Source organism: Roseibium sp. FZY0029, assembly GCF_036350355.1.
In the GTDB taxonomy this organism is placed as follows: Bacteria; Pseudomonadota; Alphaproteobacteria; order Rhizobiales; family Stappiaceae; genus Roseibium.
This window is the reverse complement of sequence record NZ_JAZDVZ010000010.1, coordinates 40420-56609: the sequence shown is the minus strand read 5'-3', so window position 1 is coordinate 56609 and position 16190 is coordinate 40420. Positions and strand designations below refer to the sequence as shown.

15 protein-coding genes and 2 tRNA genes are annotated in these 16190 nt (G+C 59.9%); 8 read left to right on the top strand and 9 right to left on the bottom strand.

Going from position 1 to position 16190, the window contains the following annotated elements:
* Positions 1–2: 2 nt before the first annotated feature.
* The 5 genes from V1T76_RS24375 to V1T76_RS24355 all read right to left on the bottom strand — a co-directional run bounded on the left by V1T76_RS24375 (position 3) and on the right by V1T76_RS24355 (position 4083).
* The gene (locus V1T76_RS24375; protein ID WP_330563287.1) at positions 3–1472 is read right to left on the bottom strand and encodes an MFS transporter; all 1470 of its coding nucleotides are present in this window, start codon (positions 1470–1472) and stop codon (positions 3–5) included.
* Positions 1473–1647: 175 nt separating this feature from the next.
* On the bottom strand, positions 1648–2199 hold the full coding sequence (locus tag V1T76_RS24370; RefSeq protein WP_330563286.1) for an RNA 2'-phosphotransferase: 552 nt from the start codon (positions 2197–2199) through the stop codon (positions 1648–1650).
* Between the two features lie 191 nt (positions 2200–2390).
* A complete protein-coding gene (locus V1T76_RS24365) occupies positions 2391–3548 on the bottom strand; it encodes a slipin family protein (RefSeq protein ID WP_330563285.1) in 1158 nt (385 codons plus the stop codon).
* 394 nt (positions 3549–3942) lie between these two features.
* A tRNA-Lys gene (locus V1T76_RS24360) sits at positions 3943–4006 on the bottom strand.
* Position 4007: 1 nt separating this feature from the next.
* A tRNA-Thr gene (locus tag V1T76_RS24355) sits at positions 4008–4083 on the bottom strand.
* Between the two features lie 369 nt (positions 4084–4452).
* Between V1T76_RS24355 and V1T76_RS24350 the strand changes: the two genes are divergently transcribed.
* The 4 genes from V1T76_RS24350 to V1T76_RS24335 all read left to right on the top strand — a co-directional run bounded on the left by V1T76_RS24350 (position 4453) and on the right by V1T76_RS24335 (position 7310).
* Positions 4453–4893: a ketosteroid isomerase-related protein gene (locus V1T76_RS24350; protein WP_330563284.1), complete on the top strand. Its 441-nt coding sequence runs from the start codon at positions 4453–4455 to the stop codon at positions 4891–4893.
* A 244-nt stretch (positions 4894–5137) separates the two neighbouring features.
* Positions 5138–5740: a TetR/AcrR family transcriptional regulator gene (locus tag V1T76_RS24345; protein ID WP_330563283.1), complete on the top strand. Its 603-nt coding sequence runs from the start codon at positions 5138–5140 to the stop codon at positions 5738–5740.
* Positions 5737–6624 (top strand): SDR family oxidoreductase, encoded by an 888-nt coding sequence (locus tag V1T76_RS24340; RefSeq protein WP_330563282.1) that lies wholly within the window; start codon positions 5737–5739, stop codon positions 6622–6624. Before V1T76_RS24345 ends, V1T76_RS24340 begins: the two co-directional genes overlap by 4 nt.
* The gene (locus tag V1T76_RS24335; RefSeq protein WP_330563281.1) at positions 6621–7310 is read left to right on the top strand and encodes an SDR family NAD(P)-dependent oxidoreductase; all 690 of its coding nucleotides are present in this window, start codon (positions 6621–6623) and stop codon (positions 7308–7310) included. Before V1T76_RS24340 ends, V1T76_RS24335 begins: the two co-directional genes overlap by 4 nt.
* Before the next feature lie 70 nt (positions 7311–7380).
* Here the strand turns inward: V1T76_RS24335 and metK are convergent, their stop codons facing one another.
* The 3 genes from metK to V1T76_RS24320 form a co-directional block, all read right to left on the bottom strand.
* Positions 7381–8568 carry a methionine adenosyltransferase gene (metK, locus tag V1T76_RS24330; RefSeq protein ID WP_330563280.1) on the bottom strand — a complete coding sequence of 396 codons (1188 nt, stop codon included), beginning with the start codon at positions 8566–8568 and terminating at the stop codon, positions 7381–7383.
* 86 nt (positions 8569–8654) lie between these two features.
* Positions 8655–10346: a glycine/sarcosine N-methyltransferase gene (locus V1T76_RS24325; protein WP_330563279.1), complete on the bottom strand. Its 1692-nt coding sequence runs from the start codon at positions 10344–10346 to the stop codon at positions 8655–8657.
* Between the two features lie 478 nt (positions 10347–10824).
* Positions 10825–11616: a crotonase/enoyl-CoA hydratase family protein gene (locus tag V1T76_RS24320; RefSeq protein WP_330563278.1), complete on the bottom strand. Its 792-nt coding sequence runs from the start codon at positions 11614–11616 to the stop codon at positions 10825–10827.
* An 86-nt stretch (positions 11617–11702) separates the two neighbouring features.
* Here V1T76_RS24320 and V1T76_RS24315 point away from each other — a divergent pair, with 86 nt between their 5' ends.
* On the top strand, positions 11703–12290 hold the full coding sequence (locus V1T76_RS24315; RefSeq protein ID WP_330563277.1) for a TetR/AcrR family transcriptional regulator: 588 nt from the start codon (positions 11703–11705) through the stop codon (positions 12288–12290).
* Between the two features lie 39 nt (positions 12291–12329).
* On the opposite strand, the gene V1T76_RS24310 is transcribed toward V1T76_RS24315, so the two are convergent.
* Positions 12330–13055, bottom strand: a complete 726-nt coding sequence (locus V1T76_RS24310; protein WP_330563276.1) for a GntR family transcriptional regulator — start codon at positions 13053–13055, stop codon at positions 12330–12332.
* A gap of 132 nt (positions 13056–13187) precedes the next feature.
* On the opposite strand from V1T76_RS24310, the gene dctP reads away from it, so the two are divergent.
* The 3 genes from dctP (at position 13188) to V1T76_RS24295 (ending at position 16189) form a co-directional block, all read left to right on the top strand.
* Complete coding sequence (gene dctP, locus V1T76_RS24305) at positions 13188–14210, top strand: TRAP transporter substrate-binding protein DctP (RefSeq protein WP_330563275.1); 1023 nt, start codon at positions 13188–13190, stop codon at positions 14208–14210.
* Between the two features lie 151 nt (positions 14211–14361).
* The gene (locus V1T76_RS24300; RefSeq protein WP_330563274.1) at positions 14362–14883 is read left to right on the top strand and encodes a TRAP transporter small permease subunit; all 522 of its coding nucleotides are present in this window, start codon (positions 14362–14364) and stop codon (positions 14881–14883) included.
* Complete coding sequence (locus V1T76_RS24295; RefSeq protein WP_330563273.1) at positions 14873–16189, top strand: TRAP transporter large permease; 1317 nt, start codon at positions 14873–14875, stop codon at positions 16187–16189. Before V1T76_RS24300 ends, V1T76_RS24295 begins: the two co-directional genes overlap by 11 nt.
* Position 16190: the final 1 nt, after the last annotated feature.

Sequence of the window (16190 nt, the reverse complement as noted above, 5' to 3'; positions counted from 1 at the left end):
GGTTATTCCTCCGGACCGGCGCTCTCCCGGGCGATCAGCCGCTGACGGAGCACCAGCATCGCCAGCGCCGGAAGCAGTGTCAGCCCCGCATTGATGTAGAAGATGGAAGCCCCAGACCGGGCAACGGCTTCACGCGTCAGCAACTCTTCCGACCCCGGCGCGACGAGCCCGGTGACAATGGCGATCAATCCCGTAAGGCCGCCGCCTATGGCGATGCCGGCGGAAGATATCGTCGGCAGGATGCTGGAGACGAGGTTCTGGTCTTCACCCTCGGCAGTGTACATCAGCGAACGCATCAGGATCTGGTTGCACAGCCCGTGACCTGCTCCGGCCACAACGGCGGCAAGCGCAAAGAGGGGCAGCGAGCCGGTGGTTATGGCAAGAGCGGTCAGGGTCAAACCGCCGGCAATCAGAAAAGGCCCTGTCGTCAGATAGGTCAGCTCGCGCTGGCGGGACGGCGCGCGGGAGGAGATGTAGGCGAAGGTCGACCAGGAGAAGGCGAGACCTGCGGCGACATAACTTGCCTGTGTCACGCTGAGACCCCAGTAGACCTGACCCACCGTCGTCACGAAGACCGCGCGCACGGCAGCGGCTGCCGAGATCAGGAACACGATCCAGGTGCCGAGACCGATGAGGGTGTGTGCCCGGAAGGCATCACGCGGGAAGAGACGCTGCGGGCTGGCGGCATCGTAGGTCAGAAGGATCGCTGCAGTTGCGAGGCCTGCCAGGATCGTCAGGGCAAGCGGCAGCGGAGCGTGCAGTTCGCCGATAACGGTCAGGAAAAAGATGCTGGCAGCCAGCAGAGCAAGACGGACCAGCAGACGGACCGGGGCTTTTCTGGCTGTGGCGTTGCTTGGCGGCGCCGGACGGGTAGCGCTTGCGGGCAGGGCACTGTTCATTAGAACGAACAGCAGCAGCACGAGCGGGATGTTGATCAGGAAGGCTGCGCGCCACGACCAGAGTTCGGACAGGATGCCGGCTGAAACCGGACCTATGCCAGCCGCAACGGCCCAGACGGCCGCCAGCATGGCAAAGACACGCGGGGCAATGTTGCTGGGAAAGAGATCCGGGATCAGCGAGTAGCACAGTGCGATGATCATGCCTTCGCCGAACCCTTGCAGGGCGCGCCCGGCAATCAGCCCCTCCAGCGATGTCGACAGCCCGGCCAGAACGGAGCCGCTGGCAAGCAGAAAGGACGCCAGCAGGAAAGGATGCCTGGCACCGAAACGGACTTTCGCCGCCCCGGTGAGACAGCCGGCCAGGATCGCCATCATCTCGAATGAGGAAAACACCCAGAAGGCGCGATCCTGCCCGCCGAGATCGCGGATGATATCCGGCAGGACGGCGGTTGTGACAAACCCGTTGATGGCGTGTGACCCGACCCCCAGCACAAGCGCAAGAGTGCCGGTGAGACGTTCCGGCGCGAAGAGTGAATTGCTGGCAGGCACATGCGCTGGCGAAGTGACGGACATGGGAGCCTCAATAAAGAAAGGATATTCTTTTTATATGTGAGGCAAGAAAATAAAGAAAGATTTTTATTTTTTTATTTTCCTGGCCGTATGGAGTGATGACGAAGCCATGGAATCCCCGAGGTTCACGTCGACCAAACCCGTGTACCCGAGGGCTTAGCCCTTGAGCAGAAGACCGTCATGGGGAGACTTCGGACATCGTCAGGAAGGTGGTGGGAACTGCATCCGTCAGCCAGACGCCGTTGTCCGTCCGGTAAAACCGGTGCCCGTCCGCCTGCATGGCCCCTGCCGCGACCTGAAGGATGGCAGGTTTGCCGTGACGGCTGCCGACCTTGTGCGCGGTTTCGCGATCCGGTGACAGATGCACATGGTGCCGAGCCATCGGCTTCAGGCCTTCAGCCAGAATGAGCGGAAGAAAGCGGGTCGCGGTTCCGTGGAACAGGATTTCCGGAGGCGTCAAGGCCGTCAGGCCGAGGTCGATGTTAACCGAATGTCCCTGGCGCGCACGGATGCGTTTGCCGTCGTTGGAAAACTCGAAGCGTTTCTTGTCGTTGGTCGCGACCACTCTGTCCAGCTGATCCCTGTTGCACTCAAGGCCAAGAGCGCCGAAGGCGTTCAGGACAGCGACAACGTCAGTCCAGCCGTCGTCTGATAGTTCCAAACCAGCGTCTTCCGGTTTGTGTCTAAGCCAGAAGGACAGGCGTTTTGAGATCCTTGTGTCTGTTTTCATTGTCTTTTTCTTCAGATGGATGGTGTTTTTCAAAAAATGCGGTCCCGGGGAAGGCGGGAACGCAACATCAATTGTGATTGCCGGTGACGAGGTTTGAGAGGCATTCAGCAAATGGGGGCAGCGTGACCGGTTAAGGCTTGCAGGGCCGCGCGGAAACAGAAACGGCGCAGGTTACCCCGCGCCGTTCCGTTTTATGCCGCGTTGTCGTCGCGAAGCCGGACGAGGTCGTTCATCAGGCCCACGGTTCCGTTGTGGATCGTGAGCCGGTCGACCTTGCCGGCAATCGCTTCGAGCGCTTCGAGCTCCTTGAGCCGAAGCATGACCGGGTTTTCAGCCATCACCTTGGCCGTGTTCAGAAGCGAACGGGTTGCGTTCGTTTCTTCCCGGCGCCGGATCACGTTGGCTTCGGCTTCCTTTTCAGCCGTCACCACCTTGTTGAGGATCTCGCGCATTTCGCCCGGAAGGATCACATCCTTGAGGACGATGTCGGAGACCTCGACACCGATCTCGGCCATGTCGGCCTTGATCTTCTCGGCGGCTTCCGCGTTGACCTCGCCTTTCTTTTCAAGGATCTGGTCGAGCTTGAGCGCGCCGAGCTGCTTGCGGAACACAAGCTGCAGGGCCCGGTAGAGCGTGTCGGTGAAGTCCTTCACCTCGGTTGCGGCCTTTACCGGGTCAACCACGCGGTAGTCCGCGGACAGGTTGATCCGGATGGTGACGCGGTCGAGGGTCAGGACTTCCTGACCGGTGACGTCAAGCGCCTGACGCTTGAGGTCGATGACCTTCTGCGTCACGGTCCGGCCTGCCTTCCAGAAGGCATGCACACCGGCTTCAAGCACCTTGGTGAGCACCCCATCCATGAAGAGCAGGGCAACGCTACCGTCGGTTACCGGCACGATCACGAACTGCTGCGTTTGCCGGGCATCCCCGAGCCGGCGCATGAGCTTCGGCGTGAGGGCCGGGTCGGCAGCCGTGTCGATGACCTCGAAGGTCCAGGGACCGGCATCCGTCCAAAGGACAAGCCGCTCGTCCGGGCCAAGCACGGTGTGGATGCGGTTGTCGCGTTCCACAACGGCCACTTCCCCCGGTCCGGTCCGGATAACGGTCAGGTGCTCTTCGGCAACTTGTGGAAGCTTATCGAAGAGCGCCTTCTCGTAGGTCGACCGGAACTGAGGCATCGCCGTTATGGACTGGCGCTCGACCACCAGTGTGCCACGGCCGTTCTGGAGGCTGTGTTCACCTGGTCCGAGAATACCCTGGAGCTCTCCCTTGCAGATGTGGAGAGCCCGTTCCGTTTCAGAAATCACTACGCGGGTTCGCCCGCGGATCTTGTCGAGAAAAGTCGTCATTTCGATAATCCTTCCATAGCGCTAAGGCACTTGGTTGTCCTTTCCGGTGTTGAAGATGGTTGGAGGTTAGGAAAACCGGCCGCTCGTCATGGAGCAACCGGGGCGAAATTATGAGACCTGAAGAGAGCACGAGGTCTCCCGACGGGCCATTGGCCAGAGGGCGGCGCGGCGGCAACGCGGGTTCCGCCCGTTCGAGAACAGGCAGTTCCGGCAAAGCCGCGGCGGAGCCTTTGCCAAAGGCCGGGCGAAGCGACCTGGCGGTGGCGGTCAGGCTCTTTCGCCCGAAGGCAAAAGACGCGCAGTCCGCGTTCGCAAGTTCTCTTCAGGTCCCTTGTGGGACAGCTTGCATAGCTGCTGGCGTGAAAGGCCAGTCCGGCGTTCAAAACCGGGTTTTTGGAGCGAGAGTTGAACTCGCGACAGTCGGATTAAATGTCCGATGCTCTACCATTGAGCTATCCATGGCTCACAAGACAGGAGTCGAACCTGTGACTTTCAGGCAACTTGCCTGACGCTCTAACCGCTGAGCTACATGTGATGGTGCTCGGTCCACCAGAACAGCATCCGTACATGAGTGGGCAGGGCCTGATCATGCGGGTGGTGAAAATGGCCTAACCGTTGATGTCTGTTTCGGGTCAGTGACCGGCGAGGAGTTGATACTGCGAGTTCAGGGCTCGATGCAACAGTCAATTCTAATGTTGGAGGTAATTGTTGCTCATAAGATACAGTATGTTGCATTTGAGCAACGTTGCTTGTTTGGTGCAGGACGAGCCAGAGAAAGGACTTTGTTTGGTTTGAAGTGGTTTCGGTGAAGAACCGTAAACCGCAATCCGCTCTGCCTCTTGCGCCGGTAAGGCGGCAGGGGCAAACTTCCGGCCAGATTGTGTTTCCGCCCCTGCGAGGACCTATGGCCAACAAACAGTCCCGGTTTCTGATCGATACCTATTTCGCCGCTTTCAATGCCGGCGATACCAAGAAAATGGAGAGCCTGGTTACCGACGATCTGATCCATGACGTCAACCAGGGCGAACGCCGTGTCGGCAAGGACAAATTCTGGTCCTTCAACGTTCACATGACGCGCTGCTACAAGGAGCGCCTCAGCGATATCGTGCTGTTCGTCAACGAGGACGGCACACGGGCCGCCGCCGAGTTCATCGTTCACGGCAGCTATATCGGCTCCGACAACGACCTGCCGCCTGCGAACGGCCAGACCTACAAGCTGCCCGCAGGCAGCTTCTTCGAGATCCGCGACGGCCAGATCGCCCGTATCACCACCTACTACAACCTTCAGGACTGGATCGACCAGGTGTCGGAAGGTGCGGAAGAGACGGTGGCTGAAGAGGCTTGAGTCTTCGCGCCGGGCTGCGTTAACAGCGCCGAACGCACAAAATCACAGGTGACCCGTCAGCTCTCCGCGGTGTTCCGCGGAGAGCTTTTTTATGTCCGGAACGAACGGTCGCCTGGTTGGTTACGGCGCACACGCAACCGTGAAGCACAGTTCACTGGTGAAAATTATTAGACCAGTCTACTTTTAATTTAGACAGGCACCCCTGAGGGTTGGTTCCGCGAAACGACAAACGAAAGGAAATCCGTTGGCCAGGACGCGCAATGAAGCTGCCTATGAGACAGCGAAAACCCGTCTTCTGGATGTCGGCATGACGCTCATTCGGGAGAACAGTTTCGACGGGATCGGGATCAATGACGTCTTGCGGGAAAGTGGCGTGCCCAAGGGGTCTTTCTACCATTACTTCGACACCAAGGAGGACTTCGGTCTCGAAGTGGCGCGTCACTACCACCGGGATCAGCTCGCTTTTGCAAAGGCCTGCCTTTCGGACCGCCAACGCTCGCCGGTGGAACGTCTGGAAGCATTTTTCTCCGGTGCCCGGGAAGGGATGAAAGACCGCGGCTACACCCAGGGGTGCCTGATGTGCAACCTGTCGACGGAGCTGGCCGACCAGAAACCGGTCTTTCAGTCAGAGCTCGACAGCCACTGGAAGGCGCTGACGGGCGAACTGGAGATCTGCCTGCGGGAAACGGACCTGTCGCGGATCGGACTGTCTCATCTCTCCCCGGCACAGGCAGCCGACTGGCTCATGAATTCGTGGAGCGGCGCGCTGACAAGAATGAAGGCAAGCCGCAGCGACGAACCCCTGGCGCTGTTCATGCGCACAATCTTCAAGAAAGAAGGGAAATGATGATGACTACCCAAAAGACAATCCTGATTACCGGCGCAAGCAGGGGCATCGGCTTTCTGACCGCCCAGAAACTCGTGCAGGATGGCCATATCGTTTATGCCGGCATGCGTGACGTGAATGGCAGGAACGCAGACGCCGCCAAGGCACTCAGCCTGTTTGCCGAAGGGCTTGCGGGCAAACTTGTTCCGGTCAACCTGGATGTGGCCGACGAAAAAGGTGTCGAGCAGACTGTTGCGGCGATCGAGGCGGAGCGGCCGATAGACGTTCTGATCAACAACGCAGGCGTCATGCCGGTTGGGCTGACCGAAGGTTTCACCATGGCGCAGGCAAAGGATCTGTTTGACGTCAATGTCTATGGTGTGATGCATCTGACGCGGGCGGTGTTGCCGGCAATGCGGGCGCGCAAGTCGGGTCTCGTGATCAGCCTCAGTTCGGTTGCAGGCCGGTTCGGCATGCCCTTCTTCGGTCTTTACTGCGCCAGCAAGTGGGCGATGGAGGCTTACTGCGAGTCGCTGCATTACGAACTGGAGCCGTTCGGCGTCGAATCCGTGCTGGTTGAGCCAAGTGGCCATGGCACCGATCTCGTGAGCTCCGCTCCGGCACCCGGCGATGCCGTGCGGGTCGGGCAATATGGTGACTATTCGAAGGGACGCGACCGCTTGCTGGGCATGTTCCAGGGCATGTTCGATCAGGGCGATGCCATCACCGATGCCGGCAATGTGGCGACCAAGATCCTCGAGTTGATTGCAATGGACGGGCCGCGGCCGATCCGCACGCAAGTCGGGCAGGACATGGGCGTCACCGCCCTTAACGAAGCGACCGCACCGATCCAGGCGCAACTGGTGAGCGGCTTGAAACCTGTCTATCTGGGGGCTGCGTCGTGAGCGGCAACGCCCTGATCGTCGGTGCCGGAGCGGGCCTCAGCGCGTCTCTGGCACGGGTTTTCGCGGAAGAAGGCTACGCGGTGACCCTGGCCGCAAGAAACCCTGCAAAACTGGAGGGGCTATGTTCGGAAACGGGGGCAACGGCTCATGCCTGCGATGCGGCCGATGCAGCCAGTGTGGCACGCCTGTTTCAGGACCTCGATAACGCGGGAGCGACACCGGACCTTGTGGTCTACAACGCCAGTGGCCGTGTGCGCGGGCCGGTTGCCGAACTCAATCTTGAGGACGTTCATGCCGCACTGGATGTGACCGCCTTCGGTGCTCTGGCCGTCGCTCATGAGGCGGCAAAGCGGATGGTGCCGAAGCGTGAGGGGGTTATGCTGTTCACCGGGGCTTCAGCCGGCATCAAAGGCTTTCCGCAATCGGCACCCTTCGCCATGGGCAAGTTCGCCTTGCGCGGCTTGTGCCAGTCGCTTGCCCGGGAGTTGTCGCCGCAGAACATCCACGTGGTTCATTTCGTCATCGACGGGGTGATCTACAATCCAGACCGTGGCGCGCCTTATGACGACCCGGACAAGACGCTTCATCCGGATGCAATCGCGCGAGCCTACCTGGAGATCTCGCGGCAGGACAAGAGCGCGTGGACATCCGAACTTGAGCTGCGGCCGAGCGTGGAAAGGTTCTGAGGAAAAGGGTCAACCAGGACCAGAAAAACACCCGGCGCGACTGCTGCCGCGCCGGTATTGTTTTGATTGCTTATTCTGCGGCGTCCGCCCGGGCGCCGAAGTGCCGGGCGAGTTCATCGGCGAGGTCGGTTTTCTCCCACCCGAAACCGCCGTCTTTTTCCGGCGCGCGGCCGAAATGGCCGTAAGCAGCCGTGCGGGCGTAGATCGGCTTCGACAGGCCGAGGCGCTCGCGGATGCCGCGCGGCGTCAGGCGCACCATCTCGCGCAAGGTCTTGCCGAGGGCGACTTCATCAACCTTGCCGGTTCCCTGTGTGTCGACATAGACAGCGACCGGCTCCGGCATGCCGATGGCATAAGCCAGCTGGATCAGGCATTTGTCGGCAAGTCCGGCGGCTACGACATTCTTGGCGAGATAGCGCGATGCATAGGCGGCCGAGCGGTCGACCTTGGTTGGATCCTTGCCGGAAAAGGCACCGCCGCCATGGGGAGCCGCGCCGCCATAAGTGTCGACGATGATCTTGCGGCCGGTGAGGCCGGCATCACCATCCGGTCCACCGATCACGAAACGGCCTGTCGGGTTGATGAAGATCCGGTTGTCGGGAACGGACCAGCCGACGGGCAGGGCGTGCAGGATGAACGGCAAGACCGCTTCGCGCACGTCTTCCTGGCTGACGTTCTCGCCGTGCTGGGTGGAGACGACTACAGCATCGATGCCGGTCGGATGACCGTTTTCGTAGCGGAGTGTTACCTGGCTTTTGGAATCCGGGCCAAGGCGTGGTTCACGGCCGGATTTGCGGGCATCTGCCATGGTGCGCAGGATCTTGTGTGACAGCAGGATCGGCGCGGGCATGAGTTCTTCGGTCTCGTTGCAGGCGTAACCGAACATGATGCCCTGGTCGCCGGCACCTTCCTCGCCCTTGTCGCCTTCGTCGACACCCATGGCGATGTCCGCCGACTGGCGATGCAGGCGGTTGATCACCTCCAGCGTTTCCCAATGGAAGCCTTCCTGCTCATAGCCAATATCGCGGACGGCTTCGCGCACCAGGTTCTCCACATTGTCCATCACCTGATCGGGCCCGCGAACTTCGCCCGCTATGGTGACATGATTGGTGGTGGTCAGCGTTTCGCAGGCAACGCGTGCGTCAGGGTCCTGTTCCAGGAAAGCGTCCAGAATGGTGTCGGATATCCGGTCACAGACCTTGTCCGGGTGTCCCTCGGAAACGGATTCACTGGTGAATAGCCAGGATCTTTGCGTCATTGCGCGCTCCTTGTCGTTTTTGGAAAGGAAAGTCCTGCCTCGTGGTGCTTGAATGCACCGGGGCAGGAGATCTAAAAGGCAGGGGATTAGGCAGGCTTGCGGAACAGCTGAATGCCCCAGGCGAGTTGCCCGGCGTCCGCAGCGTTGACCCAGTTCATGAGCCCGATGGACATCTTGTCGAGGTATTCCGCAGAAGCACCTTCGCTGCGTAGCTTGTCGTAGTTGGCGAGCAGTTCCTCACGCACCCGGAAATAGTGATTGCGCAACTGCTGCGTCATGTCCTGCTGTTCAACGGTTTCAAAGCCGAGGGATTCGGCCGTCTCACGGTAGAAGCGCATCGAGCCCAGGCTGTTGAGCTGCAGACGGTCATAAACCGGCTGGAGGGCTTTCGGATCTGCGTCGTCTGCCTGCATCGGGTCAGTGAAGATGAAATAGCCGCCCGGCTTCAGCACCCGGTAGACTTCCTGAAGCACCTTGTGACGCTGGTCGGAGTGCAGGATTGCATCCTGGCTCCAGACGATTTCGAAGCTTTCGGGCTCTTCCGGGATATCCTCGAAGACGCCGTGCTGGACCCGGATCCTGTCCTTGAAGCCTTGCTGAATGTTGCGGTGCCGGTTGGTGTCGTTCTGGACGTCGGAGATGTTCAGGCAAACTGCGCTGCAGCCGCTGGCTTTGACCAGCTTGCGCATCGCGCCGCCGTAACCGGAGCCAATGTCGAGTACCTTCGCATCCGCACCGAGATTGGGCAGCATGCCGGCCATCTCGTCGATGGTCAGATCGGAAGCCTCACGAATGTTGCTGGTTGTGTCATAGAGGCCGATGTGCAGGTCCTGACCACCCCAGACAAGGCTGTAGAAGGTGTCGGCGTCGTCACTGTCGTAATAGCTTTCGGCGACCTCACGGATGTCCTTGGAGCCGTCTTCAAGCCGAGCACCACCCCAGCGAACCAGGTGCAGGCTGGATTTTTCGGCGATGTGGATGAAGAAGTCCGGATCGTCTTCGGCAAAGGTTTCCTGGAAGTCGCCATAGGTGCGGACCCGCTCGAAGCCTGCTTCCGACAGAAGCCGGCGCATGTAGTTCTTGCGGATGGGGCACATGTTGAGCGTGTATTCGGCACCATCGGGAAAGCTGTATTTGAACCGGGCAAGGCCGTCGTCCATATGCACCGGTTCGGCCTTCACCTTCTTGCCTGCGTAATAATACTTGTGCTTGTTTGAATAGCCATGGTCGAGCATCGCATCGTAATTGCGCTGATCGATGATCAGGATGCCGTCGTGTTTGAGCGCCGCGTAGAATTCGGCAAGCGCCCGGCGGCGATCCAGTTCGTCATGCAGGTGCGTGAAGGAGTTGCCGAGGCAGATGATGGCGTCGTATTTGCCCTGGATGTCCCGGTTGAGCCAACGCCAGTCTGCCTGAACAGTCTTCAGGATCATGCCGCGTTTCTGGCCGTTCTGGAAGGCTTTGGCCAGCATTGCGGCGGAGCCGTCGGCCGACGTGACGTTGAAACCGGCGCGGGTCAGCCGTACCGAGTGAAAGCCGGTGCCGGTGGCGACATCGAGAACGGTTTCCTTGCCGCGTGCACGCAGCACGTCCATGAAGAACTGTCCCTCGCTGTCTGCCCGCGCGTCCCAGTCGATCAACTCGTCCCACTTTTCCACGAATGACATGATGTATTCGCCGCGATAGAGATCCGTTTCACGGTCTGCAATCGGATCCTGGCCATAAGCCTGTTCATCCAGTTGCAACTCGGCATTGGTCGCCAGCTGTTCAGCCTGCATGGATATCGTCTCCTTTTTGAGGTCGAGCGATGCCGCACGGAACGGGCCGCGGCGTGCACGCGCTCATGCACCGCCCGGAGGTCGGGCAGCGAGCGTCGGAAATGGTCTGTATCCAGCCCGGCAGGTGGTGCGAGGGTGCACTGGACGGATTCTAGCCGACCCCTTGCGCGAAGGGTCGAATGCCGGACTTTTCTGGAAGGCACGCTAGGCAGCAGAAGGGTGCTGCAGATGCGGAAGATGGGCTGTCTGGTGCCCGTTTCATCCGCTGTCGAAGCGGCGCGCGCCTTTCAGTCATTTGGTGGCGAGACCTTACCAAACAGCTGAGTCATTACAACAGCGGGTGCGGGAAAAATCGGGCATGATCCGAAAGTGTGCTTGTAAGGCATTGTCAGGTATGAAGTATTTTTTTGTAAAACTTTTCTGACATATGCGTGGTCAGCACACCTCAGGCGTGCTGGCCGCTTTTGTCCCGCCGGCTTCAAGCGCCTTGGTAGTCCGGCATGCGCCGTTCGATCCAGGCGGTGAGACCCTCGTGAACGTCCTTCGTGGCTGCCATGCGGGCAAACTGTTCCTGTTCGATCCGCAGGCCTTCCGTGATGGTCGTATTCAGGCCGCGTGTGACAGCGGTCAGGATCCTGGAAGCGGCGAGGGGAGAGTGTCGCAGGATGCGCTCTGCCAGGGCGAAGGCTGCGTCCAGTTCCCTGCCGTCAGCGACAACCTGATTGACCAGGCCAAGGTCAAACGCTCTTGCCGCGGAGAAGCTGTCACCGGTCAGAAGCAACTCTAGGGCCCGTTTGCGGCCTGCCAGGCGTGGCAGGCGCTGTGTGCCGCCAAAGGTCGGCGGGATGCCGATATTGATTTCCGGTTTGGCAAACAGCGCGCTTTCGCAGGCAACGGCAAGATGAACCGCTTCGGTAATCTCGCAGCCGCCGCCGTAAGCCAGACCGTTGACCGCGGCAATAACCGGTTTGGGATAATCTTCCAGACGGGCGGTCATGCGCTGCCCCCGCTGGCAGAAGTCACGTACCGCGGCCTCTATGCTGTCTGCAATGCTGCGTGAAAATTCGTGAATGTCTCCGCCGGCCGAAAAGGCGCGCCTGCCTGCGCCGGTGATGACAACAGCACCGATGCCGTCGTCCGGTTCCAGCTCGTCCAGATGAGCCTGAAGGAGGTCGTTCGTTGCGTAGTCGAGTGCATTCAGTTTTTCCGGCCGGTTGATCGTCAGAAGCGCGATCGGGCCGTGGCGGTCGAGAAGAACGGGAGCGGTCATGGGCTGTGTCCTTGGTTTGATGTCGATAGGAGGACGCTAGCGGTGAGGTGCATTGAAGTATATTCACTGGTGAGTATACTTCGCGGATGAACAAGCCAGCCGAAACAGCCAGAGAGCGCATCCTGACCGCTGCCAACAAGCTCTTCTACGCAGAGGGGATTCGCGCCGTCAGTCTCGATACGATCGCGGAAAAGGCGGGCATCACCAAGAAGACGGTCTACTATCATTTCAAGAGCAAGGACGACCTGATTGAAGCCTATCTGGCGTCGCGCGATCAGCCGAACCTCAATCAGTTCCGCAAATGGTTTGGTGAGGCCGAAGGTGAGCTTCCAGACAAGGTTCAGGCGATCTTCCGGCACATTGCGGTCTCTGCAAGGCATCCAAAGTGGAAGGGGTGCGGCTTTCTGCGCACCGCAGCGGAACTTGCCAATATGCCCGGGCACCCGGCGATGAAGGTCGGCGCCGGGCACAAGAAGAAATTCGAGGCCTGGATGACGGAAGAATTCGAGGCCGCGGGTATTGGCAGCGCGCCGGACCTTGCCAGGCATATCGTTTTGCTGCTGGATGGCGCGTTTTCAACGATCCTGGTTCACCGCGATCCGGCATATGCGGAAGCTGCGGGAGAGGCCGCGCAGGCCCTGGTGGCGTCGGCAATGGCCAGTCAGGCCACCTGAAGGTCGGCGCCGTTTCATCTTCATTTATGAGGTAACGCCCTAGAAGAATTCAGGATTTCGGGCGACGATCTGGTCGACCTGTTTCAAGGTGCCCGAAAGATGTTCGCGCACGGCAGCTTCCGTTGCTGTTTCGTAGCCTGCCTCTATGCCATCTAGGATCAATGCGTGGTATCGCAGGATGCTGGCCGGTTTGCCGGGATCCGGCAGGTTGAGGTTGCGCAAGCGGTCGATATGGCCCGAGCGCGAGGCAACCAGCTGAGACAGGCTGGAAAGCCCGACGGCCTTGAACAGGGACAGGTGAAACTGTTTGTCGAAGGTGGCAAAGAGGCTGAGATCGCCTTCGGCAAGGGCTGTTTCCTGAAGCCGGAGGAGCTGCCGCGCCGGTGCGATCGACGATTTGTCTTCCTGTTTTGCCAGGGTTCGGGTCACCTCCAGTTCCAGCGAAAGGCGCAGGAACTGGGTCTCGCGGGCGTGGGCGACATCGATCTTCGACACTTCGGTCTTGGATTGCGGATAGATGGTCAGCAATCCCTCTTCTTCCAGCTTCATCATGGCGTCGCGCACGGGCGTCTGGCTGACGCCGTAGTGCGAGGCGAGATCTGTCCGTGACAGGCTTAGGCCGGGCTTGAGCTCTAGTGAGATGATCCGTGCACGCAGCGATTCCTGGATTTGCTGACTGACGGAGATGCGGCGAATCCGTTCTCCGCTACCGGTGTCTGACACCTTGCCCGAGTCATTCAGCATCTGATCCAGTTCAATCGTCATCGCTGATCCTCTTCTTCGAATGCACGATTCCTCTCAAAGGAAGATAGAACACACTTGCGGGAAATGCACTAATATATTAATGCATCAGATAGCGGGAGGAGGAGTTCCCCGCGCAATCGAGTGGAGGACACCATGAAATTCACCGCCGCTGCCCTTGCAGCTTCGGTCTCCGTCATCGCAACAATCGCGCAGGCAGAGACGTTCAGCATTCAGACCTCATTCAACGCAGGGGACTTTTCCACCCAGTATCTGACGGAAACCTGGCTGCCGAAGATCAAGGAAATGACCGACGGCCGCGTCGAGATCCAGTTGACGCCGAACGGGTCCGTGGTTCCGGCGAGGGAAACACCCGATGCTGTTGCCGCTGGTGTTCTGGACGGCGACTTTACGTCCGTGAACTACTTCGCGGGCCGCGAGCCGGCTTACGCAATCATGGGCGATCTCATTTCCGGCTATGATACGCCGCAGCAGATGCTTGGCTTCTGCAAGGATGGCGGCGGCGAAGCCGTGATGCAGAAGGCCGCCGATGCGGTCACCGGTGGGGAAGTGCAGGTTGTGGCTTGCGGCCCTTATTCCCGTGAGGCGCTGCCGGCCCGTGTGCCGATCCGCACGTTCGAAGATCTGGCCGGCAAGAAGATCCGCTCTCCGGAAGGGCTTGCCGCAGCCGTTTTCCAGGCTGCTGGCGCATCGCCGGTTTCCATTCCCTTCTCCGAGGTCTATGGCGCGCTGGAAAAGGGCATTGTCGATGCCGCCGATGCCTCGGCTTATGTCAACAACGACGCGACGGGTCTTCATGACGTTGCGCCATACCCGCTTTATCCGGGCATCCATTCCATGCCGTCGATGCAGTTCACCATCAACAAGGCAAAGTGGGATGCGCTCAGCGCGGAGGACCAGAAGGCCCTGCGTGACTGGTGGTATGACGCCATGTTCGCAATGGCGGCTGAGGTCGACAAGAAGGACAAGGAACTGGCTGCCAGAGACAGTCAGGGCGAGAAGATCGAAGTGATCAACTGGGCGCAGGAAGATCGCGACCAGTTGCGCGAGATCGCCCGCAAGGAGTGGGAAGCCTACGCACAGAAGTCGGACCTCGCCAAGGAAGCTCTGGACGCGAACATTTCCTACATGACCGAGATCGGTCTCTTCAAAAACTAGGACGGATCGCAACACCGCGTGCCCTTGCCCTCCGTCGATGAGGTGAGGGCATCCGGTTTTGTCGCCGAGGTGTTGGGCCGGACAAAGCCTCGAAGCCCAGCGCCGGGGAGCGTCTGACGTGCCCCGCAAGGTCTGCATTCAGGGAGAGAAGATGAAACGTCTATTCGCGCGCTATGCCGATATCATGGACAGCGTCAGCGTGTTCATCGGCCATGGCTGCTCCGTGCTGTTTTTTGCGTGTATTGCAGTCTCGGCCCTCGAGGTGGTGATGCGGTACGGCTTTGACAGGCCGACGGTCTGGTCGACGGAACTTGCCATGACGCTCTGTGCCTCGGCCTGGGTGCTGGCCGTTGGCTATGTCACTCAGCGACAGCGGCATATTTCCATCACCATGATCGAAACGCTGGTCAGCCCGCGTGTCTGGCGCATCATGCGGCTGTTGCAGATGCTGATCGCAGCAGGTGCAGTAATCGTTCTGACCATGGCCTTGTGGGACCCTATGGTGAAGGTGCTGAAGCGCACCGAGCATTCCGGTACTGCCCTCAACTCGATCCAGCCAACCTATCTGAAGATACTGCTTGTGGTGGGCTGCGTTCTCTACATCCTCCAGCTTGCCGCCAACATTATTCGCTGGTTCCAGCGCACCGAAGGGGAGATCGCCGGTGGGCATTGAACTCATTACCCTTCTGATCGTCGTTGCGCTGCTGGCGCTGATGGCGCTGGGCGTGCCGCTTGGCATAACCACGCTGACGGTGTCACTGGCAACTGCGATCCTTTATTTCGGCGAACGCGCCGGCTTCTTTATCGTTGCCGCCAATGTCGGCGAGGTTCTTCACAAGTACGAACTGATAGCCGTTCCCTTCTTCGTCTTCATGGCCAACGTTCTGGAACGATCGGGCATCGCGCAGTCGCTGTTCGACAGTATGGCTATCCTGGGTGGGCGCTTCCGCGGTTCGGTGGCGGTGCAGACCTGTGTCGTTGCGGTGGTGCTGGCGGCGATGTCCGGCATCATGGGCGGCGAGATCGTCATGCTGGGTCTGATCGCTCTGCCGCAGATGTTGCGCCTGGGCTATGACCGCAAGCTCTCGATCGGCATCATCTGCGCGGCCGGTGCCCTGGCAACGCTGATCCCGCCCTCGGTCGTGCTGATCGTCTACGGCCTTGCGGCCCAGGTGTCGATCACCAAGCTTTTTGCCGCCTCTGCTGTGCCGGGGCTGATCCTCGCCGGGCTGTTCATCACCTATATTCTGATCCGGGTCCGCCTTAATCCGGCGCTGGCGCCGATCTACGATATTCCCGAAACCGGGTTGCCGCTGTTCCAGCGCGTCAAGTTTCTGAAGGGCGTCGTCCTTCCGGGGCTTCTGATCGGTGCTGTGCTCGGGGTGATCTATTCCGGCGTTGCAACCGTCACGGAGGCGGCAGCGGTTGGCGCTGTCGGTGCGCTCGTGGTTGCCGCCATCCGCAATGAGCTGACCTGGAAGATGGCTCGCGATGCCATGCGGCAGACCGTGCTGACAGTCGGTTCCATCATCTGGCTGGTGCTGGGAGCTGTCTCGCTGATCGGCATCTACAACCGGATCGGCGGCGGCGAATTCCTGCGCGGCCTGCTGACTTCCCTCGATATCGCGCCGATCCTGGTCATCGTCGTCATGATGCTGATCGTGATGGTGCTCGGCACGTTCCTGGAATGGATCGCGATCATCTTCATCACCGTGCCGATCTTCGCACCGGTGGTCGTGGATCTCGGGTTCGATCCGGTGTGGTTCGGGGTACTCTTTGCCATGAACATCCAGATCTACTACCTGTCGCCGCCCTTTGGGCCTGCCTGCTTCTTCCTGAAGTCGGTGGCGCCAAAGGACATCCAGCTTCAGGAAATCTTCGCTGCCGTGCTGCCGTTCATCGCGCTGCAGGCTGTCGGTCTGTTCCTGGTGCTGTTTTTCCCAGATCTGGCGCTGTGGCTGCCGAACCTGCTGGATTGAG

Bases quoted from the DNA above. Each gene is read 5' to 3' on its own strand.
- V1T76_RS24375 (WP_330563287.1), bottom strand. From the start codon at position 1,472: ATGTCCGTCACTTCGCCAGCGCATGTGCCTGCCAGCAATTCACTCTTC.
- V1T76_RS24370 (WP_330563286.1), bottom strand. From the start codon at position 2,199: ATGAAAACAGACACAAGGATCTCAAAACGCCTGTCCTTCTGGCTTAGA.
- V1T76_RS24365 (WP_330563285.1), bottom strand. From the start codon at position 3,548: ATGACGACTTTTCTCGACAAGATCCGCGGGCGAACCCGCGTAGTGATT.
- V1T76_RS24350 (WP_330563284.1), top strand. From the start codon at position 4,453: ATGGCCAACAAACAGTCCCGGTTTCTGATCGATACCTATTTCGCCGCT.
- V1T76_RS24340 (WP_330563282.1), top strand. From the start codon at position 5,737: ATGATGATGACTACCCAAAAGACAATCCTGATTACCGGCGCAAGCAGG.
- metK (WP_330563280.1), bottom strand. From the start codon at position 8,568: ATGACGCAAAGATCCTGGCTATTCACCAGTGAATCCGTTTCCGAGGGA.
- V1T76_RS24325 (WP_330563279.1), bottom strand. From the start codon at position 10,346: ATGCAGGCTGAACAGCTGGCGACCAATGCCGAGTTGCAACTGGATGAA.
- V1T76_RS24320 (WP_330563278.1), bottom strand. From the start codon at position 11,616: ATGACCGCTCCCGTTCTTCTCGACCGCCACGGCCCGATCGCGCTTCTG.
- V1T76_RS24315 (WP_330563277.1), top strand. From the start codon at position 11,703: ATGAACAAGCCAGCCGAAACAGCCAGAGAGCGCATCCTGACCGCTGCC.
- V1T76_RS24310 (WP_330563276.1), bottom strand. From the start codon at position 13,055: ATGACGATTGAACTGGATCAGATGCTGAATGACTCGGGCAAGGTGTCA.
- dctP (WP_330563275.1), top strand. From the start codon at position 13,188: ATGAAATTCACCGCCGCTGCCCTTGCAGCTTCGGTCTCCGTCATCGCA.
- V1T76_RS24300 (WP_330563274.1), top strand. From the start codon at position 14,362: ATGAAACGTCTATTCGCGCGCTATGCCGATATCATGGACAGCGTCAGC.